This window comes from Microbacterium sediminicola (assembly GCF_039531125.1).
GTDB lineage: Bacteria > Actinomycetota > Actinomycetes > Actinomycetales > Microbacteriaceae > Microbacterium > Microbacterium sediminicola.
On sequence record NZ_BAAAPL010000001.1, the window covers coordinates 1706543 to 1730586 of the forward strand.

Below are 24044 nucleotides of genomic sequence, written 5' to 3' on the forward strand. Positions count from 1 at the left end.
CGGAAAAAGAAAAGACTCTCCGCGCACCCGGCAGAGCCTGGTTACCCTTGCTACGTTTCCGTCCTGGGGGAGTTGGCCTGGATGCCGCCGCGCGGAGAGCTTTAGCAAGTCTAACCGATGCTCCTCTCCTGAGCCGTGTCGTCGGGGCGGAGACGGGCCTGTAGACTGGACGACGGCCGAAAGGCCATGGAGGATTCGCCTAGTGGCCTATGGCGCACGCTTGGAAAGCGTGTTGGGTGAAAGCCCTCAGGGGTTCGAATCCCCTATCCTCCGCCAAAGACCGATCGAGCGCCGCCACCACTGGGTGGCGCTCGATGCGTCTGTCGGCACCGCGGATACGTCTCCTGCGCACCTCGTGAACGTAGGAGAAATCGCGAGCGCAGGACAATGCCACGGCGCGCCGTCCTGTCCTGGCGATTTCTCCTACCTTCGCGATGCGCGAAGTCTCAGCCTCCGAGGCCGAGACGGTCGGCGGTTGTCGCCATCGCTGTGGCGAAGCGCATCTCTCCCCCGTCGCGGCCGCCCGACAGGTTGATGCCGATGACGCCGGGGATCTCGAGGAACTGCTCACTGAGGGCCACCGCCAGGGCGATGCCCTCCGCTTCGGGATCGCGCGCCGACAGGATCCGGTCGATGAACCCGTCCGGCAGGACGAGGGTCGTGAAGGATGCCAGCAGCTCCGCCGATCCCCGATCGGTCACCACCGGCACGCACGGGATGAAGCCCGCCAGCTCGGTGTGCTGCGAGCCGACCTCGTCAACGAATCGGCGAACGGGCTCGACGCCTCCGGCGTGATTGACGAAGCACACGTCGGCGCCCGCGCGCACCTTCTCACCCAGTCGAGGTGCGCGCTGGGCCGTCGGCGGTGCGGCTGGCGATTCCGCAACAGAGACCAGATGTCCGGCTGCCCGCGCCAGGGACACAGCCTCGGTCGAGTCGAGGTCGAACACCGGCGCCGCATCCGGACGGTGGCCGGTCAGCGTGTGGTCGCCGGTGACGCAGTGCACGCCCGCGACACCCTCGACCGCCAATGCCGCCAGCTCCCCCTCGACGGCCACGCGGTTGCGATCGCGCATGTTCAGGCCGGCCCACACCGGCAGGCCGCGGCGCTGCACGAGCGAAGCTCGGTAGGCGGGCGGGAACTGCACGCGGGCCGTCCCGGCATCCCCTGCGAGCACCGCGTCCACGCGACCGGCGAGCGCCTGTGCACACTCGTCGATGGATGCCAGGCTCAGCGCCCGGGCGGGGAAGTCCGTCACGACGATGGGGCGGGTCGCGATGAGATCGCGCATCGCACGGGCGGCAGCCGTGCGCTCGCCCGGCCGCGGCATCCTCGTCCCGTCCCGATCGATGCCGGACCATTCCACCGTCGCGGCGTCGAGGAACACACAGCGGTGGTCGGCGACCTCGCACGTCCCGTCGACGGCGACGCCGCCGCACGGCCCGTACTCCATGGTCTTGGGGCACGCGGGTGAGACTGCGGTCACGCGGCGAGACTACCGCCGCTCCCGCCGAGGGGACAGACAATGCCGCGCGCGGGTGGCGCGCGCGGGTGGCGCGGCCCCTCGGTCAGGACGCGAGCATCAAGACGCCATCGATCCTGCGGGGTGCCCCGGAGAAGCCGTCACGCAGCTCGGCCGGCAGGAGCGCCTGCGGTGCGTTCTGCCAGGCGAGCGGCCGGAGGAAGCGTCGGATGGCGGTGATTCCGACGGACGTATGCAGCGAGTTGGTCGCCGGCCACGGCCCGCCGTGGTGTTGCGCCCACGAGACCCGCACGCCGGTCGGATACCCGTTGAAGACGAGACGGCCGGATGCTTCGCCGAGCGCCGGGATGAGGGGGGCGATGCACTCGATGTCGGATTCCTCGAGGTGGATGCTCGCAGTGAGCGAGTCGGGCACAGCCTCCAGCGCAGCGACCAGCTCGTGCTCATCGCGGTAGGAGACGACCAGGACGAGTGGCCCGAATGCCTCCGCGGTGTGCTCGGCCGAGACCGCGGCGGCGTCCACACGCAGGATCCGAGCGGCGACGGTGAAGCCGCCGCTGTCGGCGCCCGGGCCACGCGTGCCCAGGAGGGACTCGACACCGCTCGCAGCTTCGAGTTCGCGCTCGGCAGCCTGGAATGAGTCGAGGACGCGCCCGTTGAGGAGCACGGCGGGTTCTGCGCCGCTCATTGCCTCCGCCAGCTGCTGAGCAAAGTCGTCGCCCCGCTCGCCGTCCGGGACGAATGCGATCCCGGGCTTGGTGCATAGCTGCCCCGCGGAACCGGTGACGGAGGCACCGAGCCCCTGCGCGATCTCGACGCTGCGCGCCTCCAGCGCCGCCTCGGTGACGATGAGCGGGTTGACACTCTGCAGCTCGCCGTAGAACGGGATCGGACGCTCGCGCTTCTCGATGATGGCGCGCAGGTGCTGCGCCGCCCCGAGCGAGCCCGTGAACCCGACTGCTGTCAGCGCGGGGTGAGCGACGAGGCGCGAGCCGGCGGCCTGCCCGTAGACGATGCCGACGGCCTCCGCAGGTGCGCCCGCCTCCTCGAGCCCGGCACGGATGGCGTCGAACGAGGCGCGGGACGTGAGCGGATGCGCACTGTGGGCCTTGACGATGACAGGGTTGCCGGCGGCCAGCGCCGAGGCGGTGTCACCGCCGGGAACCGAGAACGCGAAGGGGAAGTTGCTCGAGCCGAAGACGCCCACGGGACCGATCGGGACCAGCATTCGGCGCATATCGGGCTGCGGTCCCATCGGCGTGGGGCCCGAGTGATCGATCATGATCTCGAGGAAGCTCCCCTCCTCCACGGCGTCGGCGAACAGCCGAAACTGGAAAGCGGACCGGGTCAGCTCTCCGTTGAGCCGTTGCTCGGTCAGCCCGGTCTCGGCCTGCGCGATGGGGATGAGGAGGTCTCGTCGGGACTCGAGGGCGTCCGCGATGGCACGGAGCATCTCGGCGCGCGCGGCCCGATCGCGCCCCTCCATGACCTCCATCGCGCCCACGGCGCGTTCGACGATTCCGTCGACGACCTCATCAGGCGTCGGTTCGATGCCCGTGTCGGTCGAGACGCCCGTGCGCGGGTCGGTCGTGGTCAATGTAAGAGGCATCGCGTTTCTCCTTCGAAACGATGGGTGTGGTCACGCGCTCTCGCGTGGCACGAGGGTGAATCCGAGATCAGCGCGGACTGAGTCGGAGTCAGGGGCCGCGATGCGCTCCAGGATGATCTCGCCCGCTCGTCGCCCGATGCTGTCGTTGGGGGTCTGGATCGTCGTCAGGGCGGGGTGGAGCAGACCACTCAGCTCGAAGTCGCCGAACCCGGTGACGGCGATGTCGGCGGGCACAGTGAGTCCGCGGGCCTGCGCACGCAGCAACGCACCGGTGGCGAAGACGTCGCTGGCGCAGACGAGGACATCTGTCTCGGGGAACCGCGCGAGGGCCTCATCAAGCAGCCATCCGCCGGCGTCGGCGCTGATGCCGCGAGCGCCGGTGTCGAGCACGCGGATCGGCTCGTCCGGGAGGAGCCGCCGCAGCGCGTCGGTGAAACCGTCACGACGCTCATGGGCGCGCGAGTCCGCACCGGTGAGCCAGCCGGCGAAGGTCGGATGCCGGTAGCCGGCCGAGACGACGAACTCGGCCATCGCCGTGAAGGCCGCACCGTTCGAGAAGCCGACGAGAGAATCGATCGGATCCGCGGTCCAGTCCCAGGTCTCGACGACGGGAATACGCGCGCGGAGGAGCATCTCGCGCGCCGCCGCGGTGTGTGTGGCACCCACCATCACAATGCCGTCCGGGCGCCGGCCGAGGAACGCGCGGATCGTCTGCTCCTCACGGACCGCGTCGTATCCGGTGGCCCCGATGAACAGCTGGACTCCCGCGGCGGCGAGGACCTCTTCTAGTCCGTGGACGGTGTCGGCGAAGACGGAGTACGACATCGCCGGCATGATCGCCGCGACGGTGCCGCTGCGATTGGAGGCGAGGTGGCTGGCAGCACGGTTGGGGACGTAGTTCGTCTCAGCGACGGCCCGCATGACAGCTTCGTACGCGGCCTCTGACACCTGCTCCGCATTACGAAGGGCGCGCGACACCGTCGACGGGGACACACCGGCGAGCGCGGCAACCTCGTCCAGAGTCACCGTCTGCGTCGCGCGGCGCGTCGGCCGGGCGGCGCGCACCTCCTCGGTATCGGTCACAGCAGACTTCGCGCTGCCAGGTTTGCCATGAGTGCTCGTACCCCGAATGTCCACGGCTCGCAATCCTCGCTGTACGCGATGACGTTCGCAAGCGCGCCGAGTCTCGCCGAGCGGATCGTGACCACATCGCCGAGGTGATGCGTGAAACCGTGACCTTCGCTTTCGCGGTCCTGAATCGGCGCAAAAAGCGTGCCGAGCATGAGCACCGCACCGTCCGGGTACTGATGGTGATCACCGACGAGTTGACCTGCCAGGTCCAGCGGATCGCGGCTGATCAGCCGCATGTCCGAGGCATCCCGCAGTTCGAAGCCGTCCACTCCGTCGACCTCGACGGAGACATCCATCTGGCGGACATCGTCGATGCCGAAGTCCTCATCGAAGAGGCGGATGAAGGGGCCCGTCGCGCAGGACGCGTTGTTGTCCTTCGCGCGCGGCAGCAGGAGTGCACTGCGCCCCTCGATGTCACGGAGATTCACGTCGTTGGCAAGAGTGGCGCCGACGACGGCGCCCGTGGAGGTCACGACGAGCGCGACCTCGGGTTCGGGGTTGTTCCAGGTGGAGCTGCGGAGGATCCCGATCTGCTCCCCCGTGCCGCGAGAGGACAGCGGCATCGCCTTCGTGAAGATCTCCGCATCCGGACCGATCCCGACCTCGAGGTACTGCGACCACAGTCCCTCGGCGATCAGCAGCTCCTTGAGCGCCGCGGCCCGCTCAGATCCGGGCTCCACTCCGCGCAGGTCGGTGCCGATGCGGTCGGCGATGATCTCGCGCAGACGCGCTGCCGCGGAGAGGTCTCCGCGCGCGCGCTCTTCAATGACCCGCTCGATCATCGAAACGGCGAAGGTCACCCCGGCGGCCTTGACGGCATGCAGATCGTGGGGCGCAAGCAGGCTCGGACGAGCAGGATCGCGGCGGTCGAACGCCGTGTTCGCGTAGATCTCCTCGATGCTGCCGAGGTCCTCGCCGGCGCCGGCGCGGGCGGCGGACACGACCTCCGCCTCCTCAGTGAGCGCCGAGACCGTCGCGAACGTGCGCGCCAACGAGCGCGCACGGCCATCGATCACGACGATCGGCGTCGGCCCCTGCGCAGAAGGATCCCAAACGCGACCGACCAAGAGGGCAGAGTCTGCATCGTCGGGGAGCGCCTCCTCGAGCGGCGGCATCCACCTGGTGACATCGGACATCTCGTATCCCTCTCTCATCGACCGACGAAGGTGGCGGGGCGCTTCTCGGCGAACGCCGCACGCCCCTCGGCGGCATCAGCGGTCGCGAAGCAAATCGTCTGGAGGTCCCGCTCATAGCGCATGGCCTCGTCGAAGGGCATCGTGTACGCCGCGCGCAGGTTGGCTTTGGCAGTCTGAGCGGCGATCGGTGGACGCGCCGCGATCGCCGCCGCGATCTCCCGGGCCCTGGGCATCAGCGCATCAGGGGTGTGCATCTCGGTGACAAGCCCCCAGCGCAGCGCCATCGGGGCGTCGATCGGATCTCCTGTCAGGAGCATGAGCGCGGCATTGGACGCTCCCGCAGAGTGCGCCAAGAAGGCGCTCATCCCGCCGCCGCCGATCCAGCCGAGCTTGATCTCGGAGGCGGCCAGTTTCGCGTTGTCGGAGCAGAGGCGGATGTCGCAGATCATCGCGGTCTCGACCCCTCCCCCGAAGGCGTAGCCGTTGATCGCCGCGATGATGGGCTTTCGCACCTCGCGCAGCGCGTCGCAGTAGTCGACCCGGTTCCGGAATTCCCAGGGCGTGGCGTAGTCATCCAGTGTGCGGATGTCGGAGCCGGCGCAGAACGCGCGCTCGCCCGCGCCTGTGAGGACCACGACCCGCACCGTGTCGTCATCGTTGGCGAGGTGCGCGAGTCTCGTGAGCTCCTTGCTCATCGCGGGGGTGACGGCGTTGAGCTTCTCGGGGCGGTTCAGTGTCACCGTGAGCACCGCGTCCTCCTGCTCCACGAGGATCTCGGGGGCCTGTGAGGCGATCATGCGTGATGTCCTTCCGGTGAGGGGGCGCCGACGGCCCGTGCGATCGCGGCGTTCTGAAGGTCGGTCATGCGGGAGATGCCCTCGCGCGGGGACGACTCCCCGTCGAGCACCTGCCGCACGAGTGCGGACAGGGCACTCTGCGTCTGGGTGAAACCGGGAAAGCGGGGACGGACCCATGCCCCCGAGATGGTGGGGAGTGTGCGCAGATAGAAGTCGCCGGAGTCGCGGTTCACCCGCTCGTCCGTCCACGCCGCGAGCATGGAGGGCTGGCCGGCGTGATCGGGGATGAACGTGCGCTGCGCGTCATCGCCGAGAAGCCAGAGGATATGACGACGCAGCGCCTCGGTCGGCTCGCAGCGCCTCGTCACGGCGAGGCCCGTCCCGCCGATCGTCGACCCGATTCGATCTCCCGGCCCGGTCGGGCTCGCACGGAAGTCGAGGGGGTGGGCCGCACGCCGATCGGCGTAGTTCACGTAGCCGTAGATCAGCGGGATGTAGCCGATCTCGTCGGTGCTCGCCATGCGCTCCAGGAGCGCGATCGGATTCTGCTCGGCCGACCCGGCGGGCGCGCGCCGCGCGAGCTCGGTCAAGATCGCGAAGGCCTGCTCGCCGACCGAGGCCGAGACGACGCTGTCAGCCGTGCCGATCGCCAGCGGCTCGCCGAGACTCGCGCAGACCGAGGCGTACGTCAGGTAGGCGTGTGGGCCCGACACCGAAAGTGCGGTCGTCCCCCCGCGAGCGAGGTCCAGGACGTCGTCCCAAGTCTGCGGACCGGTCTCGACGAGGTCCGGACGCATCACCGAGACCTGAGTGGCGGCATCCAGCGGCAGCGCCCAAGTGCGTCCATCGAGGTGGTATGAGTCCAACGACGGTCCGACCGCCCGCGCCGCGACATCCGCAACAGCGCCCTCTCCAAAGACCTCCTCGACGCTGCGCAGGCATCCCAGCGCCACGGCGTCGCCGACGTGCGGGTGGTCCATGACGATGAGGTCGTAGGTGTCGGCCAAGGTGTCCAGCGGCGTGGATTCGAACCCCTCCAGCGGCTGGACGTCCCAGGTGAGTTCGACGTCGTCCTCCGCGAGAAGCGCCGCAGCCGCCCGCAGCGCGTCCCGGCCGCGTGGATGGTCCCAGGTGAGCCCGCGGTATGAGATCGGCATCGTCACTCGTCCGTCGCCGCGACGACGCCGCCCGCCACGAGCTCGTCGATCTGCGCGGGTGTCACGCCGAGCTCCTCAAGGATCTCGGCGGTGTGCTGACCTGCCAGCGGGGCCCCGCGGTCGATGCGCGCGGGGGTCTCGGAGAACCGGTAGGGAAATCCGGGCGTCTTCACGAGTCCCTCAGTGGGGTGCTCGTACTCGACGAACGTCCCGTTGTGCGCGATCTGCGGGTCCGCGACCAGGTCGGCGTACGAGTAGACGGGGGCCACCCAGATGCCGGCGGGCTGGAGCAGGTCGAGCCAGTCCTGCGTGCTGCGGGACTTCAACTTCGCCGCGACTTTGGCGTGGATCTCGTCGCGGCGCGTCCACCCGTCGACCTCGCCGTCCATGTCCACGAACGACGGCTCGTCGATGAGCTCGCCGAGCGTGGGCAGGTGCGGCATGGCCAGCGCGAGGTAGCCGTCGGTGGTCTCGTAGGTGCCGTAGGGCGCGCGGATGTAGACGTGCGCGTGGGGCTCGGCGCTGCGCTGCTGCGAGATGCCACCCATAGTGAAGACCGAGATCTCCTGCATCTGGAGCGTCGCGATGACATCCAGCATGTTGACGGTCACCTGCTGTCCCTGACCGGTGCGCTCGCGATGGAAGAGCGCCGCGAGCACCGCTTCGAACGCCGTCGATGCAGTGACGGCGTCGGCGAGGTACTGTCCCGCGGCCTGAGGAGGGGAGCCCGCCGCTCCCGCCGAGAGCATGGCACCGCTGAGCGCCTGCAGCAGCAGGTCCTGTCCCGGTCGGTCGCGATATGGGCCGTCCTCGCCGTACCCCGAGATCGAGACGTACACGATCGAGGGGTTGATCGCCCGCAGGCTCTCGTAGTCGACTCCGAGTCGTGCCGCCACACCGGGACGGTAGTTCTGTAGGAAGACGTCGGCTGTGGCGACCAATCCCCGCAGGATCTGCTTGCCCTGCTCGGACTTGAGATCCACCGCCAGAGAGCGCTTGTTGCGGTTGAGGGAGAGGAACGAGACGTTGATGCGGTTGCCTCGCGCGCCGCCCGCCGCGGCGTGGCGTTGCCACTCGCCCGAGGTGGGCTCGACCTTGATGACGTCCGCGCCGAGATCTCCCAATCGCTGGGCGGCGAAGGGGCCAGCCATGGCGATCGAGCAGTCCAGCACGCGGATGCCGCTGAGTACGCCCGTAGGCGCGGATGAAGTGTCGGTCATGGTGCTTGTGCCGTTCAGTCGTGCGTCGAGAGGTCCGAAGCGGGTTGGTCGCCGATCGCACGGATGCGGGCGCGGGAGCCCTGCACGTCGGTCGCGCCGTCGAGGATCCGGACAGTGAGGTCGTAGGTGCGGCTCTCGCCGTGCGCGAGCCAGGTCAGGCTCCCGTCCTCGCGCGCGGCCGCCTCGCCGGTGACATGGTTGCTCGAGGGCTCCAGACCCACGCCGTACTGACCGGAGCGCAGGTTCTGCCACTCGAAGAAGTACGGCTGGGCCTGGGAATCCCACGACACCTCGATCCCGCGCTCGCCGTCCGGATGGACCAGGGCCACCCGATGCTGCCCGTCCGGTCCCGCGGCGAGCGCGTGCTCCCAGACCTGCTCAACGAAGCCGTCGATCGGTGCGGAGAGCACGTCGTATGCGACGCCCTGCTGCGAGGTTGAGTCCGATGCCCACACGTGCGAGGTGATCGGTGCGACCAGCTGGGCTCCCTCGTCGACGTACGGGTACCCGATGTTGAGGTGGTAGAGGAACATGTGGGGCGTCTTCTCGAAGCCCAGATTGTCGACCACGTCGTGCACGCGAACCTCGGTGCCGTGCAGATCGATCTCGACGGTGCGCGTCAATCGCAGGTGTTCACCGAACGACGTCGCCTGGATCACTTCGCCCGTGACGCGCAGCGCTCCCCCGTCCCAGTCCTCGTCGACGGAGATCAGACGCGCGGGGATCGCGGTGAGTCGGCCATGCAGTCCGTGACGGACCGTCTGCTTGGGCGGGTAGTTGTAGTGGGTAGCGTCGTACTCGCCGCCGAAGAGCGCGTGGTCGAGCCCGCCCGTGACGAGGAGTCCGTCGAGGGCGCGCAGCCAGGACAGTCCGTCCTCGGCATCCGCCTCGTGCAGACCCGGGTGCCGGAAGCCGTTGCCGCTGCGCCACCCGAAAGGCGTACCGCGGTAGCGGGCGCCACCCAGGTCGAACGCCCGATCGATGAGGACTTCCACCTCCAGGCCCGACAGGTTGCGCAGGACGAGAGCCCGCACACCATGCTCGCGGCCGTTGGAGAGAACGACTTCCTGGATGCCGGCGAAGGCAGCCATGTCGCCGGTTCGGCGCCGCAGATCAGCGACGGGCGTCGACGCCGTTGTCGATTCCGAGGTCATGTCATCACCCATCCGCCGTCGACGTTGATCGTCTGTCCCGTGACGAACGCGGAGTCCTCCCCGACGAGAAAAGACACGACCGCCGCCAGTTCGGCATCGGTGCCGCGGCGCTTGATCGACTGACGACCGATCACCATCTGGCTGTACTGCTCGGGGTTCTCGTGGATCTCCTCCGCCTTGGTCGGGAAGGCTCCGGGCGAGACCGCATTCACGCGGATTCCCATCGGACCGAGCTCCCGAGCGAGCGCCCGGGTGAGGCCGACGGCCGCACCCTTGGTCGACACATAGCTGGCAAGGTCGCCCCAACCGCCGTGGAAGGTGATCGAGCCGACGTTGACGATGGCACCCGCGCCGTGCGACGCCATCCGCCGGGCGGCGCCCTGCGCGGCCAGGAAGTACGCGGTCTGATTGACACGGACCACGTCTTCATATTCCTCCTGTGGAATCTCCAGGAAGGGACGCGCCGGATAGATCGCCGCATTGTTGATGAGCGCGGCGAGGGGGCCCAGGTGCGCCTCGGTCTCGGTCAGGGCTGCGTCGATCGCGTCGGCGTCGCGCAGGTCCACCGGGAGGACCCGGTGGGCGACGCCCTGGTCCGCGAGGAGGGCTGCGGTCTCCCGCAGCAGCTCACCCTCGCGGCCCAGGACGCCGACCGCGAACCCGTCCGCGCCCAGGCGCAACGAGATTGCACGTCCCAGGGCGCCACCGGCACCCGTGACGACGACCGATCCGCGTGACGCGGGCGGGTTCACAGACATCCTTAGACGCCCACCTTCGTCAGGATGCCGTCGACGAACGCCTTGGCACGGGGGACGTCGCTCTCGTCGAGATGCTCGATGATCAGCGGCACGTTCGGGCTCTTCTCGGCGAGGCGCTTCACGTAGTACTCGTAGTCGAGCTCACCGAGACCGGCGGCCGGCAGCTCGATCTCGCCGACGCCGCGGAACGTGTGCGACTCGAGGGCGTTCTCGTCGCCGATGTCGGCGTGCTTCTCGGTCTTGTCGTCGCCGGAGCGCTTGACGTCCTTCGCGTGGGCGATGCGGACGCGGTCGGCGAGGCTGTCGAAGACCGCCCCGAGCACTTCCTGCTGCTGGTCGATGTTGTGGGTCTCGAAGTAGTTCGTCGGGTCCATGAGCAGCTCGATGCCGGGACCCTGGAGGTCGGCGAACACGCGCTCGGTCTCTTCGAGGGAACCGATCACGTTGTTGACGTAGGTCTCCAGCAGGAACGTCGCGCCGTGGTCGTACGCGGTCTGCTTCAGGTCGGCGAGCACGGCGAGCGCGGTGTCATAGCCCTCGGCCGTCTTGTTCTTGTCGTCGTGCACCCAGTCGCTCTCGGAGTTGAACGTACCCGACTCCGAGATCACATACGGCGTGCCGAAGCTGCGGGCGTTGCGGATGATCTCCTTGAGGTAGTCGACCCGGCGCTTCCGCTCGTCCAGGTCCGGGTGGACGATGTTCGTGTAACCCGAGATCGCGCAGATCGGCAGGTCGTGGGCACGGAAGGTGTCGCGCACGCGCTTGGCCTTGGCCTCGGTGATCTGCCCTGCGGTCAGGTCCATGTCGGAGAAGTGCAGGTCGAGCTGCACGGTGTTGAAGCCGAGCGCACGGATCTTGGACGCGGTGGTCTCGAGGTCGTAGGGGAAGTACCCCGAGAAGATGCCGACTTGAATCATTTTCTGCTCCTATGCAGGTGTGATGGGTGGGATGGACAGGGTCAGACGGGGATCTCATCCAGGCGGACCGGTCGGTTCTCGCGAATCGACAGATACCCGGCTTCGATCAAGGCGATGGTGCGCACGTTGTCGGCGACCGTGAGTTCGGGCGCGGTGCCCGTGGCGATGGTGTACTGGAGCTGCTCCATGACGCCGATGAAGGCGTGAGGGAACCAGTGTGTGTCCCATTCGGGCGTGACCCACTTGCCGTCCGTGGACAACGACGAGGCATAGGTCAGGGTCGACGGGTCCCCCGTGGGCCATCCGATCGTGCCCTTGGCGACGCCCTGCGTGCCCTCGACCCGCCAGGTGATGCTCTGGTCGGAGTCGAAGCCCTCGTGCCGGGGGCCGGACCAGACGTCTTCGGTCGAGATCGCCAGCACTCCCGAGGGGAATCGCAGCGTCGAGACGACGATGCCGTCCTCGTGCGCGAACGTCGTGCGCGGGTCTGTCCGGGTGACCGTGGTGATCTCCTCCGGGTCGCCGAACAGGTAGCGAAGGGCGTCGAGGTGATGCACGCTCATGTTGGCGAGCGTCAACCGGTCATACCCCTCGAGGAACCCCTGCCAGTGCGGGATGGCGTGCATGTTGATTGTTGCGAAGACCACCTCGCCGAGCTCGCCCGCGTCGATGATCTGCTTGAGCACCCGGATCGACTGGTCGAAGCGCATGTTCTGGTTGACCGAGAGGATCTTGCCGGCCGCGGCCGCCTCCTCGCGCAGTGCGATCGCCTCCTCGAGGGTGAGAGCGAGCGGCTTCTGGGCGAGGATCCCCTTCACGTGATGCTGCGCAAGGGCGGCGCGGATCAGCGCCGGCTGCTGGTCCGGGGGGAAGGCGATGTCGACGATATCGACCTCGGGGTCCTCGATGAGCTCCAGCGGCGTCTGATGCACGGTGGGGATCCCGTAGCGCTCGGCGACCGCCGCCGCGTTGGCGGGCGTGCGTGACGCGATCGCGACCACCGGGAAACCCGCGAGGCGGTAGGCCTCGAGGTGCACGTCGGCCATGATCATGCCGGCGCCGATCGCGCCGATCCGATACCCGGACTCGCGCACCGTGACGTCCGGGGCGAACTTCCGTGCGGTTGCAGATTCCATGCCGAATCTGCCTCCTCTCCTCGCTTCATTGCGATCGGGGGCGCCGCAGCTCTGCGGCTCTGAGTGACTCCAGCGTGCCGGTGAGAGCTTGCTGGTAGCGCTACTGGCAGCGCTGTCAAAGTTACGGTAGTGTCCCTCGCAGCATCCGTCAACACACCACAACGACGAGTGCGAATCACTGCCAAGGACGGCAGCGATGAGGCCGCTCACCAGCGAGCGAGCGCCTGTTTCATTTCATTCAAGGGAGAAGAAATGCAGTCATCACGTACGCGCCGGTGGACTCTCGCCGCGGCGTCCGCGGCGAGCATCACCGTCGCAGCAGCACTCCTCGGAGGATGTTCCTCCGCACCCGCCGACGACACGTCCGGGGGTGGTTCCGACGACGGGAAGTTCGTCATCGGCTTCCAGCAGCCCCTGGGTGGGCAGGCCTGGCGCGAGATGGGGCTCGCGTCACTGCAGGCCCTGGCCGCGCGCGACTACGCCGACACCGTCGAGCTGAAGATCGTGCGCACGAACGACAACGACGCGGCCCAACAGAACTCGGCGATCCAGAACCTGATCGCCGAGGGCGTGGACGCGATCCTGTTCGATCCCGCCTCAGCCACGGGCGCCGACGCCGCCATCGCACAGGCCGAGGCCGCCGGCATCCCGGTGATCGCAAACGGCGGCCCCTACGACAACCCGTACGTCTACATCGTGTCCACCGACTGGGGCAGCGCCGGCACGATCGGGGCTGAGTGGCTGGTCAACCAGCTCGGTGACAACAAGAACGTCGCCGTCCTCGAGGGCCTTGCCGGCGTGCCGCTCAACGACATCTCGATGCCCGCCGTCGAAGAGGTTCTTACCGCCAACGGCGCGACCATCGTCGCTCGCGGCACCAACGGCTGGAACGAAGCCGACGCGCAGAAGAACATGGCGCAGATCCTGCAGTCCAACCCCGACATCGGCGGCGTCTACTCGTTCCTCACTGGCGGCCAGGGCATCCCAGCCGCGTTCGCCGACGCCGGCATCCCCTTCGTTCCCACCGTCGGCGGCTCGGGCTACAACGGCGAGGCGTGCGCGCTCGTCGAATACGGACCGGACGGCTACGTCGGGAACATGGTCTTCGGTCAGCCCGCGATCTACGCCAAGGGCCTGCAGCAGGCCGTGATGCTCCTCCAGGGCGAGAACATCGACCAGGAGCAGTACTACCCGCCGCTGGAGATCACCAACGACAACGCCGAGGACTTCTGCCTCCCCGGTCAGGCGGACAACTTCCAGCTCGGCTACGACTTCCCCGGTCTCGATCTGACCGTGGACGAAGTCCTCGAGTACTACCAGAAGTAATCCGCCTCCGATTCACGAGGAGACGTCGTGGAAAACCCATCCATCCGGAGCGTCGCGCAGGACGCGGCGCTCCGGACGGAGCCACTCTTGGTGGTCTCCGAACTGACCAAGCGGTATGGCGCCGTCCATGCCCTCGAGAGCGCGAGCTTCGCCTGCAACCCCGGGGAGGTTCTGGCCCTTGTCGGCGAGAACGGCGCCGGGAAGAGCACGGTGTCGCGCATCCTCGCGGGGGCGACTCCGGCAACCTCCGGCAGCATCCTGCTCGAGGGCCGGCCTTTCCAGGTCGGCTCCATCGCGGAGGCGCGTGAACGCGGTGTCGCGTGCGCCTTCCAAGAGCTCGCGCTCGTCCCCGACTGGACGATCGCCGAGAACCTCGTGCTTCCCGAGAAGCGGGGAAAGGGCATCTTCTCCCAGAAGAAGGCACGAGAGCATGCGGAAGAGCTGCTCACACTGCTCGATGTCACCCACCTGGATCCGTCGGCGGTCATGGGCGATCTGCGCCTGGCCGACCGTCAGGTGATCGAGATCGTGCGCGCGATCGCCGCCGATCCCACGCTCCTCATCCTCGATGAGGCCTCGTCGGCACTCAGCCCGACCGGCGTTGAGTGGCTGTTCGACCGCATCCACGAGCTGACCGCGAAGGGCGTCGGGATCATCTACGTCTCCCACCGCCTGAGCGAGCTCTCTCAGATCGCCGACCGCGGAACCGTGCTGCGCGATGGCACATCCGTCGGCGAATTCGTCCGTGGCGGATGGACCGACGACGAGCTGGTCTCACTCATGGCCGGTCGCACGGCCAAGCGCCACTTCCCCGAACCCCCTGCCGCCCCGACGGAAGATACGCCGATCGCACTCGAGATCCAGGGACTTCGAGCCGAAGCCCTCGATGGAGTTGACCTCGTTGCACGTCGCGGAGAGATTCTCGGCATCGGCGGCCTGCAAGGCCAGGGGCAGGCCGAACTGCTGCGTTGCCTCTTCGGGGCGACCCCGGCCGTCGCCGACACCTGGAAGATCGCGGGCCAGTCCGTCTCGCGCCTCTCCCCGCCCAAGGCGGTGCGCCGCGGGCTGGGATTCGTTCCCGAAGACCGCAAGACCGAGGGCCTCGCGCTGACGCTGGGCGTCGGCGAGAACCTGCTGGCGCCATGGCTTCGTCCCTTCGGGGCGGGCGGAGCATTCGCCCTTTATCGGGAGGGCAGCTGGATCGACCGGGTGCTCGGAGAACTGAGCGTGCGCACCCGAGGACCCAAGGAGTCCGTCTCGGCCCTGTCCGGCGGAAACCAGCAGAAGGTCGTGTTCGGCCGCTGGATGGATCGCGGTCGCTCCGTCCTGCTGCTGCACGACCCCACGCGCGGCATCGATGTCCGCGCCAAGCAAGAGCTCTACCGGGCGATGCTCGAACTCGCCGACAGCGGCGTGGCAATCGTCTGGTTCTCGACCGAAGTGGAGGAACTGGTGCACCTGTGCCATCGGGTCGCCGTTCTGTACCGGGGGCGCGTCGCGCGCATCCTCGAAGGCGACGACATCACACCCGACGCGATCGTGGGAGCGGCGGTGGGAACCGCATGAGCCCCACGACCACCACCGTCCGCACGCCGGCTCCGCAGCGCAGCGCTCTGTCCCACGGCGTGCGACGACTGCGCTACGAGGGCGCGATCGCCCCCGTGCTCGCGTTCGTCATCTTCTTCGGGGTCTACCTTGCAGTGAATCCCGGGCTGCTGACGCGCTTCCAGCTGCAGTCCGCCGCCAACCTGATCGCACCTCTCGCCCTGATCGCGATCGGGCAGCTTCTGATTGTCCTCATCGGGGGGATCGACATTTCGATCGGCGCCATCACGAGCCTGTGCAATGTCGTGTTCGCGACCCAAATCGTCAACCTCAGCGCACCCGGCGCACTGGCCCTGGCGCTCGTCGTGGGCATCGTCGCAGGCGGGATCAACGGTGTCCTCGTCGCTTATGCCAAACTCCCGGCGATCGCCGTCACACTGGCGACGGCGTTCATCTACGCGGCGGTGGCCAGGCAGATCCTCGATCGCCCGGGCGGTGCTCTCAGCAAGGACATCTACCTCGCGACAAGCGGGGAGCTTCTGCCGTTCGTCCCGATCTCCCTCGTGTGGTTGACCCTCATCGCCGTCGGTCTGTGGTTCTTCTTGCAGCGCACCTCGTTCGGCCGTCAGGTCTACGGCGTCGGATCGAACCGCGTCTCGCTGCAGTCCGCGGGCCTCAAGCCCCGGTTGACGATCCTCGTCACCTTCATGGTGTCGGGCGCGATCGTGTCGCTGGGCGCCATCCTGCTCGCAGGTTCGACATTGACGGGAGATCCGCGCAGCGGCGATTCCTATCTGCTGAGTTCGATCGCGGTAGTCGCACTCTCGGGGGCCTCGTTCGCGGGCGGCCGCGGCAGCATCATCGGCACGATCCTGGCGGCGGCGGTCCTGGGAATGGTCGGGAACCTGCTGTTCTTCGCGGGCATCAACTCGTACTGGCAGTACGTCATCAGCGCGCTGATCATCCTCGCGGTGGTCGTCATCCCGCGCTTGTTCCAGGTCATCACCCGGGCAACGAGCCTGAGGAGGAAGGACGATGAGTGACACAATGACAACGTCGGTGCCCCCCATGGACGCACCGACCGATGACCGCAGTCTCGCGGCTCGCATCGTCTCGCGGATGCCGCGTGCCGGCTGGGGGATCCTGATCTTCCTCCTGCTGTTCATCGTCGGCGGCATCCTGCGCCCGTCGCTGTTCACCCTCCCGGGACTGATCAGCACGGCGACCTTCGCCGCGATCCTCGCAATCGCCTCGTACGGTCAGACGATCGCCGTCATCCAGGGCGGCATCGACCTGTCGGTCCCGAACACCATCGCCTTCTCGGCACTCGGCTTCCTCACATGGACTGCCACGTTCGGGCCCGCAGTGGGACTGGTGATGGCACTGTTCAGCGGCATCGTGATCGGCCTCGTGAATGGGTTCATCATCGCCAAGATCGGGTTGACGCCGATTGTGACGACGATCGCCATCAACGGGCTCCTCTTCGGGCTGCTGCTGCTGAGCTTCCCGCTGTCGGAGCTCACCGCCGTCCCCGACCTGGTGACGGCATTCACGTCGGCGCGCATAGAGGTCTTCGGCATCTCGTTCGCCGCGGTACTCCCGACAGCACTCATCCTGATGGTCGTTCTCCAACTGATCCTCAGCTACAGCGGGTGGGGACGCTCACTGTTCCTGGTGGGCGCACGCGAGGATGCCGCACGTCTGGCCGGACAGCCCGTCGCGCGGATCCGGATCACCGGCTACGCCGCATCAGGGCTCCTGGCGGCGTTCGCGGGCATCGTCATCGTCGGCTACTTCTCGCAGGCCGAGACGACGATGGGCAACACCTATTTGCTGGGCTCGGTCGCGGCCGTGATCGTCGGCGGCGCCTCGATGTTCGGCGGCCGCGGATCGGTGACGGGCACCTTCGTCGGCGCGCTGGTGCTGGGCCAGGTATCGACACTGGTCGCGGTCTTCAACCTCGGGGCCACGATGCAGAACCTCATCTACGGCGTCATCATCCTCGCGGTGCTGGCCGCCTACGGGCGCGACAAGTCCTGACTACTGGGGGTGAGGGGTGGATGCCGCCGCATCCGCCCCTCACCCCCAGCACTCCTGCACCCACGAAAGCTCCTCGCGAGCGTAGGAAAAATCGCGAGAACAGGACGCTCGGCCGGCGTGTCGTCCTGTTCTCGCGACATCTCCTACCTCCGCGAGGTGGGAGCTCCCGCGAAACTACACTCAGAGCTTCTCGGGGGCCGGGCTGAGATTCGCGAGGCGCCACACGCCCCAGATGGCCGCGGCGCCGGTGACGACGAAGACGCCGATGCTCCACAGCGGTGCACCGGCGGCCTCCCCCAGGATCGTGATACCGAGCACCACCGCGACGCAGGGATCGACGATCGTCAGGCCACCCACGACCGTCTCCGGCGAGTTGACCGTGTGGGCCGTCTGCACGAAATAGATCGAGAGCGCTCCGGCGACACCGATCCCGACGAGACACGCGATCGTCAGCAGATTGGTGTCGTCGATCCCGAGGTCATCCGTGGCGAAGGCCGTCTGCACGCGCAGGATGACGGTCTTGCCGAGGGTCGCGACGAAGCCGGAGAACAACCCCGCCAAGAGCACGTAGATCACCGGTGCGATCGCGCGGCGCCGCCAGAGCGCGAGCCCGCCGAAGGTGACGGCGAGGACGAACAGCAGCACGATGAGGATGGCGATCAGCTGCTCATCGACGATCGTCGTCTGCACGCTGACGTCGGCGGCGACCCACACGAAGATGCCGAGGCTCGACACCGCCACCACCACGGCGATGATCTCCTGCAGACTCGGAGCGCGCCGCATCACCGCCGCCGAGAGCGCGGACGCGAAGACGAGCGCGACGACCCCGACCGGCTGCACGACGATCAGCGGCGCGAACGCGAGGGCACCGAGCTGGGCGAGGATCGCGAGCCCGAACAGCACGCTCCCGATCAGCCACACCGGGTTTCGGACGAGACTCCAGAACCCGGCCGCTCCCAGTCCGCCGCGCGCGCTGCGGACCCGCGCGACTCCCCGCGATTGGAAGAAGTTGCCGAACGTGAGCAGCGCAGCCGACAGCACCGCGAGCGCGATGCCGATCTCGGGGAACGAGGTCAACGTCATGGATGCCTCCCGGGCGCGTGTGCCGCCAGGCTAGCGGACCTGACCCGTCAGGCAATCGTCAGGTTCGTGGATGCGGACCCGTCAGGTGCGGACGATCGACTGTCCCTGCCCATCCCCCACATCTGTCGAGGTCCGCATGTCTCTGTTCCTGCACCGGCTCGGTCGTCTGATCGCCCGCCACCGCATCTTCGTGCTGGTGGCGTGGCTGCTGATCGTCCTCGCCCTCATCGGCGGCGGCAGTCTGCTGGGCGCGTCGTATGAGGACGACTTCTCTGTGCCCGGCACCGAGTCCCAGGTCGGCCAAGAGGTGCTGACCGAGCGATTCGGCACTTCGGCCTCGGGCGCGAGTGCGCAGCTGCTCTTCCAGACGACGTCGGGCTCGATCCAGGACGCCGACACAGCGGCGATCCTGAGCGAGACCATCGCCGACATCGAGGCGGTGGACGGGGTCGCCGGCGTCAGCGACATCGACCGGATGCAACTCAACGACGACGGCGACGCGGCTCTGGCGACGGTGCAATTCGATGACGAGAAGCCCAGCGAAGACGTGCTCGCCGCCGTCCACGACGCCGCCGTGATCGACACTGCGGGAGTCGCGAGCACCATCGGCGGCGCCGCCTACGGCGGCCAGGGCGGGGAGATGAGCCACGCATCCGAGATCATCGGAATCCTGGTCGCACTGATGGTGCTGTTGGTCACGTTCGGATCGTTCCTGGCCGCGGGGATGCCGATCTTCGCGGCACTGCTGGGGGTCGCGGGAACGAGCGGGGCGCTCATGATCGCCTCGAACCTGACGTCCATCTCGACAGCGACACCCTCGTTCGCCGTCATGCTGGGTCTTGCCGTCGCGATCGACTACTCGCTGTTCATCCTCTCGCGGCATCGGCAGGAGCTCGCCCACGGCCTCACCCCCACCGAGGCGATGGCGCGCTCACTGGGGACGGCGGGCGGCGCGGTCGTGTTCGCCGGCCTCACCGTGATCGTGTCTTTGCTGGGGCTCTCGGTCGTCGGTATCCCGGTTCTCACGGTCATGGCCGTCGGCGGCTCGCTGGCGGTCGCGATGGCCGTTCTCGTCGCCCTCACGGTGCTGCCCGCCGTCGCGCTCCTGTTCGGCGAGCGCCTGCGTCCGGGCCCACGCGCAGGGTCCCGTCGAGCGGCGCGACGCGCTGCCCGGGCGGCGGCGAAACCTGCGCGGCACACGACAAGGCTGACCGATCGATGGATCCGCGTCGTCACGCGGGTCCCAGCCCTGACGATCGTCCTGGTGGTCGTCGGCGTCGGCGCGCTCGCGATCCCCGCGGCCCAGATGTCTCTGGCCCTCCCAGATGCCAGCACCAAGCCGGTCGGAACCGACCAACGCGACAACTTCGACGCCGTCGCCGACGCATTCGGCCCCGGGTGGAACGCTCCGCTGTTGATCACGGTCGACATCCTCGAGTCGAGCCAGCCCGTTCAGACGCTGGATGATCTGTCGGCCGCGTTCGAGGAGATCCCCGGGGTCGCCGCCGTCGCCGTCGCCACCCCCAACGAGTCAGGTGACACCGGCCTGCTCCGTGTGATCCCCGAAGGCGGTCAGAACGACCAGGTGACCAAGGACCTCGTCCACGACATCCGTGACCGCTCCTCCGAGCTCGAGGAAGAGTACGGCGTGAGCGACATCCGCGTGACCGGAACCACCGCCATCAACATCGACACGTCCGAGAAGCTGTCCGCCGCACTCCTGCCGTTCACCCTCACCGTGGTCGGGCTGTCCCTGATCCTGCTGATGATCGTGTTCCGCTCGATCTGGGTGCCGATCAAGGCGACCCTCGGATTTCTCCTCTCGGTGGGTGCGGCGTTCGGGGCGATCGTCGCGGTCTTCCAATGGGGCTGGTTCCCGGCGCTGCTGGGAGAGGCCTCCCCCGGGCCGCTCGTGAGCTTCCTGCCGATCCTCGTGATGGGCGTGCTGTTCGGCCTGGCCATGGATTACGAGATGTTCCTGGTCAGCCGCATGCGCGAGGACTTCAGCCGTTCGGGCGATCCCGACGATGCGGTGCGTTCGGGATTCCGACACTCGGCTCCCGTCGTCACGGCGGCCGCAGTCATCATGATCTCGGTGTTCGCCGCGTTCGTCCCCGGCGGCAGCGCCACCATCAAGCCGATCGCCTTCGGACTGGCCGTCGGCGTGTTCGTCGACGCGTTCCTGGTGCGTATGACCCTGGTACCGGCGGTGATGTCCCTGCTCGGCGCGCGCGCCTGGTGGATGCCGGGGTGGTTGGCCCGCATCCTCCCGTCCGTGGATGTCGAGGGCGAAGCCCTCACCCGGCAGCTGGCACTGGATGACGCCGGCGGCCCCGCGCTGGCGATCTCGGCGCGTGACCTTCGCACGCACGAGCACGGCGCCGTCCTCACCTTCGACCTGCGCGTCGGCGAGATCGCGACACTTCCCGCCGATGACGGCACGGACGAGGTCCTTCTCGCGCACGTCCTGTCCGGCCGCACACGCGCACTGTCGGGCTCTCTCGCGGTCGCGGGGCAGGTGCTGCCCGAGCGCGCCGAGGCGGTACGTCGGGTCACCGCGATCGCGCACGCAGATGACATCGATCCCCGCGGGAGCGTCAACGACCACCTCGCGCAGATGATCGCGGTGAACGGAGGGTCGCGCCGAATGCGGCGCGAGCGTCAGGATCGCGCGGTGCGCCTGCTCTCCAGCGGCGAAGGCCGAATCGGCGAGCGCGTGGCAGTCAGCGACCTGGATGCCATGGACCGGCAGGAGGTGGCCGCCGTCGTTGCGCTGGTGTGCGGCGCAAACATCGTGTTCCTACCGGGAGCATCGCGACCGCAGCTCGCGGACCTCCTCCAAGCAGAGGGCGCAAGCGTCGTCAGATTCCGCCGCACCCCTCGGGGCACCTCGCCCTCCCCGTCCACGATCGGAGCCCACGCATGAACGCCGCCCGTCCGCGCAGCATCTCGCTGTTTCTCGCCGCCGCGCTGCTGGTCCCCCTCGCCGCTGCCGCGGTGCTCGGCTGGAGCATCGCAGACCGGGAGTCCGAGGTGTCCGCGATCCCTGTCGCCATCGTGAACGACGACGAGATCGTGACCGGTGACACGCCGATGGCGGCCGGACGTGCCCTCTCCGGTGCGCTCATCCACCCCGACGGCGACACACTGGGACTGGGCTGGACCTTGACCAGCGCCGACGATGCACAGGAGGGCCTGGACAGCGGTGACTACTACGCCGTGCTGACGATTCCCGCGGACTTCTCCGCATCGGTCCTGTCGGTGGGAACCGATGACCCCGTCTCGGCGGAGCTGACCTTGGAGACCAATCCGGCCGCTTCGGCGGTCGGAGGCCTGGCGGCGCAGGTAGTCGCGCAGACAGCGGCTACGACACTGGGAGACAGCATCACCAACGCCTACGTGACCGCCTCCGCGGCCGGAATGGGCGAGGTGTCGGCATCGTTGTCCGCGGCGGCCGACGGCGCCGTCCTCCTTGCGGACGGCGCCGCGCAGGCGGCCGAGGGCGCAGGCCAGCTGAGTGCTGCAGCGTCCGAGCTGTCGACCGGGATGAGCCAGCTCGAGACCGCCACCAACGGCGTCGCCGGCGGCACCCAAGGCATCGCGGACGGCGCCCAGGGCGTGGCCACCGGCGCGACTCAGCTGGCAACCGCGCAGGCGCAGCTGGCGACCGGCGCCCAGTCCGCGAGCGCGGGTGCCGCGGGCGTCGCAGGCGGCGCCACGACCCTCGCCGACACGCTGTCGGGTCTTGCCGCGTCATGTCCCGCGGCATCCTCGTCGGTGGAGTTCTGCGCCACACTGACCGCGGCATCGCAGGGCGCCACGGCCCTTGCCGGGTCCGCGACACAGGTCGCCGCCGGCGCGAGCCAGGTCGCGACCGGCGCCCAGGGCACGGCGGATGCGAGCGCCCAGCTCGCGGCCGGGGCCACCGGCCTCGCCGACGGAGCAGCGCAACTCGCGGCCGGCGCCGCACAGACCGCGACCGGCGCCGCACAGGCGTCCACCGGGGCCGCCCAGCTGGCGGCGGGCACCGCGCAGTTCGCAGAGGGGCAGAGCCAGCTCGCAGACGGCGCAAGCGAGCTCGCCGAGGGACTCGAGGAGGGAGCCGCCCAGGTCCCGGTCTACACGGACCAGCAGGCCGACGCGCTCGCCGCCGTCGTCACGGACCCCGTCGAGCTGGTGACCGATGCCACCAGCAGCGCGCAGGGGTGGATCGCGGCGCTGATCGCGACGGTGGTCCTCTGGCTCGGGACGCTCGCCACGCTCATGGTGGGCCGCCGCCCATACGACAGGGCCGCGCTGGACTCCCCCGCCACGACGTCCCGTCTGCTGGTGTTGCTCCTTCGCCCCCGACTGGGCATCGCCGGCGTGCAGGCGCTGGTGACGGTCGCGGCCATCGGCGCGTTCGGGTTCGAGCTGGACTCCGCCGTGGCGCTGACGGGGGTCGCACTGTTGGGTGCCGCGGCCTTCACGACACTCCTGAGCGGGCTGGAAGCACTGTTCGGCCGCTACGGGATGCTGGTGTTCGCGGTGGTCACGGCGGCCCAGATCGCCGCATCCGCGCTCGTTCCGATCCAGACGGCGCCTCCGACCATCGAAGCCCTGAACGGGATGCTTCCCGCGAACGCGTTCATCACCCTGGCCGCCGGAATCGCGGGCGACCCGACCGGTGCGAGCGTCGTCGGTGGCGTCGTGACGCTGGTCGTCTGGACGGTGATCGGCGTCGCCATGGTGGGCATCGGCATCCGTCGGCGGCGCTCGCGCAGCGGAATGTCGCGCGCATCGGCCGCTGCCACGGGTGCGCTGCGTGGCAGGATGGCCGCATGAACGCGCGGGTGCTCGTGGTCGATGACGACGAGGAGATCCGCGCCATGCTCAGCTCCACGTTGCAGTTCAGTGGCTACGAGGTCAGTCAGGCGGTCGGCGCCGCGGACGCCATCGCCGCGCTGAGTTCAGCGGACCCCGATCTGGTGGTTCTGGACGTCATGATGCCCGGCATCGACGGATTCGAGCTGGTTCAGCTGATCCGGCGCCGCGACGCGCAGATCCCGGTCCTCTTCCTCTCGGCCCGCGACGCTGTCGAAGACCGGGTGCGGGGGCTCCGGCTGGGCGGGGACGACTACGTGACCAAGCCGTTCAGTCCGGTGGAGGTGATCGCCCGCATCGAAACGCTCCTTCGGCGCCGCGAGCCCAGCGCGGCGCCGGTCGACGACGGCATCCTCGAGGTCGCCGACGTCAGGCTCGACGAAAACCGCCACCTCGTCGAGCGCGCTGGACGACGGATCGACCTGTCGCCCACGGAGTTCCGCCTGTTGGCGCTGCTGCTGGAGAACGCGGATCGGGTGCTGTCCAAGAGCCAGATTCTGCAGGAGATCTGGCTCTACGACTTCGGCGGCGAGGCGAACATCGTGGAGAGGTTCATCTCGAGCCTGCGTCGCAAGGTGGAAGGCGACGGACCTGCCCTCATTCACACGGTCCGCGGCTTCGGGTACATCGTGCGCACGGATACCGGCGACTGACGTGCGGTCGATCCGCTCGCGACTGACCGTCACAC

19 protein-coding genes, 1 tRNA gene and 1 other RNA gene are annotated in these 24044 nt (G+C 68.4%); 8 read left to right on the forward strand and 13 right to left on the reverse strand.

Annotated elements, in window-relative coordinates; all coding sequences use genetic code 11:
• Positions 1-7: 7 nt before the first annotated feature.
• Positions 8-104, reverse strand: an RNA gene (gene ffs, locus ABD206_RS08040) — signal recognition particle sRNA small type.
• An 84-nt stretch (positions 105-188) separates the two neighbouring features.
• Here ffs and ABD206_RS08045 point away from each other — a divergent pair.
• Positions 189-276 (forward strand) — tRNA-Ser (locus tag ABD206_RS08045).
• A 170-nt stretch (positions 277-446) separates the two neighbouring features.
• Here the strand turns inward: ABD206_RS08045 and ABD206_RS08050 are convergent.
• The 11 genes from ABD206_RS08050 to ABD206_RS08100 all read right to left on the reverse strand — a co-directional run bounded on the left by ABD206_RS08050 (position 447) and on the right by ABD206_RS08100 (position 12499).
• Complete coding sequence (locus ABD206_RS08050) at positions 447-1487, reverse strand: methylenetetrahydrofolate reductase C-terminal domain-containing protein (protein ID WP_344071182.1); 1041 nt, start codon at positions 1485-1487, stop codon at positions 447-449.
• Positions 1488-1569: 82 nt separating this feature from the next.
• Complete coding sequence (locus ABD206_RS08055) at positions 1570-3093, reverse strand: aldehyde dehydrogenase (NADP(+)) (protein WP_344071185.1); 1524 nt, start codon at positions 3091-3093, stop codon at positions 1570-1572.
• A gap of 30 nt (positions 3094-3123) precedes the next feature.
• A complete protein-coding gene (locus ABD206_RS08060; RefSeq protein WP_344071188.1) occupies positions 3124-4176 on the reverse strand; it encodes a LacI family DNA-binding transcriptional regulator in 1053 nt (350 codons plus the stop codon).
• Entirely contained in the window at positions 4173-5360 is a 1188-nt protein-coding gene (locus ABD206_RS08065) for a fumarylacetoacetate hydrolase family protein (RefSeq protein WP_344071190.1), read from the reverse strand. Before ABD206_RS08065 ends, ABD206_RS08060 begins: the two co-directional genes overlap by 4 nt.
• Before the next feature lie 14 nt (positions 5361-5374).
• Positions 5375-6157, reverse strand: coding sequence for an enoyl-CoA hydratase/isomerase family protein (locus ABD206_RS08070; protein ID WP_344071192.1), 783 nt, complete (start codon positions 6155-6157; stop codon positions 5375-5377).
• On the reverse strand, positions 6154-7314 hold the full coding sequence (locus tag ABD206_RS08075; protein ID WP_344071195.1) for a hypothetical protein: 1161 nt from the start codon (positions 7312-7314) through the stop codon (positions 6154-6156). The genes ABD206_RS08070 and ABD206_RS08075 overlap by 4 nt, the downstream gene beginning before the upstream one ends.
• Positions 7315-7316: 2 nt before the next feature.
• Positions 7317-8534, reverse strand: a complete 1218-nt coding sequence (locus ABD206_RS08080) for a CaiB/BaiF CoA transferase family protein (RefSeq protein ID WP_344071197.1) — start codon at positions 8532-8534, stop codon at positions 7317-7319.
• Between the two features lie 14 nt (positions 8535-8548).
• Positions 8549-9688 (reverse strand): aldose 1-epimerase family protein, encoded by a 1140-nt coding sequence (locus ABD206_RS08085; RefSeq protein WP_344071201.1) that lies wholly within the window; start codon positions 9686-9688, stop codon positions 8549-8551.
• A complete protein-coding gene (locus ABD206_RS08090) occupies positions 9685-10440 on the reverse strand; it encodes an SDR family NAD(P)-dependent oxidoreductase (RefSeq protein ID WP_344071208.1) in 756 nt (251 codons plus the stop codon). The genes ABD206_RS08085 and ABD206_RS08090 overlap by 4 nt, the downstream gene beginning before the upstream one ends.
• A gap of 8 nt (positions 10441-10448) precedes the next feature.
• Entirely contained in the window at positions 10449-11363 is a 915-nt protein-coding gene (locus ABD206_RS08095) for a sugar phosphate isomerase/epimerase family protein (protein ID WP_344071211.1), read from the reverse strand.
• Positions 11364-11404: 41 nt separating this feature from the next.
• Positions 11405-12499 carry a Gfo/Idh/MocA family protein gene (locus ABD206_RS08100; RefSeq protein ID WP_344071213.1) on the reverse strand — a complete coding sequence of 365 codons (1095 nt, stop codon included), beginning with the start codon at positions 12497-12499 and terminating at the stop codon, positions 11405-11407.
• A 252-nt stretch (positions 12500-12751) separates the two neighbouring features.
• On the opposite strand from ABD206_RS08100, the gene ABD206_RS08105 reads away from it, so the two are divergent.
• The 4 genes from ABD206_RS08105 to ABD206_RS08120 are packed head-to-tail and all read left to right on the forward strand — an operon-like array spanning position 12752 to position 17410.
• Entirely contained in the window at positions 12752-13825 is a 1074-nt protein-coding gene (locus tag ABD206_RS08105; RefSeq protein WP_344071216.1) for a substrate-binding domain-containing protein, read from the forward strand.
• Positions 13826-13852: 27 nt separating this feature from the next.
• Positions 13853-15391: a sugar ABC transporter ATP-binding protein gene (locus ABD206_RS08110; RefSeq protein ID WP_344071218.1), complete on the forward strand. Its 1539-nt coding sequence runs from the start codon at positions 13853-13855 to the stop codon at positions 15389-15391.
• Positions 15388-16413: an ABC transporter permease gene (locus tag ABD206_RS08115; RefSeq protein ID WP_344071220.1), complete on the forward strand. Its 1026-nt coding sequence runs from the start codon at positions 15388-15390 to the stop codon at positions 16411-16413. The genes ABD206_RS08110 and ABD206_RS08115 overlap by 4 nt, the downstream gene beginning before the upstream one ends.
• Complete coding sequence (locus tag ABD206_RS08120; protein WP_344071222.1) at positions 16406-17410, forward strand: ABC transporter permease; 1005 nt, start codon at positions 16406-16408, stop codon at positions 17408-17410. Before ABD206_RS08115 ends, ABD206_RS08120 begins: the two co-directional genes overlap by 8 nt.
• Positions 17411-17590: 180 nt before the next feature.
• Here the strand turns inward: ABD206_RS08120 and ABD206_RS08125 are convergent, their stop codons facing one another.
• On the reverse strand, positions 17591-18493 hold the full coding sequence (locus ABD206_RS08125) for a DMT family transporter (protein ID WP_344071225.1): 903 nt from the start codon (positions 18491-18493) through the stop codon (positions 17591-17593).
• Positions 18494-18629: 136 nt separating this feature from the next.
• Between ABD206_RS08125 and ABD206_RS08130 the strand changes: the two genes are divergently transcribed.
• Genes ABD206_RS08130 through ABD206_RS08140 form a run of 3 tightly spaced genes read left to right on the forward strand, consistent with a single transcriptional unit; the run spans position 18630 to position 24009 of the window.
• Positions 18630-21419: an MMPL family transporter gene (locus ABD206_RS08130; RefSeq protein WP_344071227.1), complete on the forward strand. Its 2790-nt coding sequence runs from the start codon at positions 18630-18632 to the stop codon at positions 21417-21419.
• Entirely contained in the window at positions 21416-23317 is a 1902-nt protein-coding gene (locus ABD206_RS08135) for a YhgE/Pip family protein (protein WP_344071229.1), read from the forward strand. Before ABD206_RS08130 ends, ABD206_RS08135 begins: the two co-directional genes overlap by 4 nt.
• The gene (locus ABD206_RS08140; protein ID WP_344071231.1) at positions 23314-24009 is read left to right on the forward strand and encodes a response regulator transcription factor; all 696 of its coding nucleotides are present in this window, start codon (positions 23314-23316) and stop codon (positions 24007-24009) included. Before ABD206_RS08135 ends, ABD206_RS08140 begins: the two co-directional genes overlap by 4 nt.
• Positions 24010-24044: the final 35 nt, after the last annotated feature.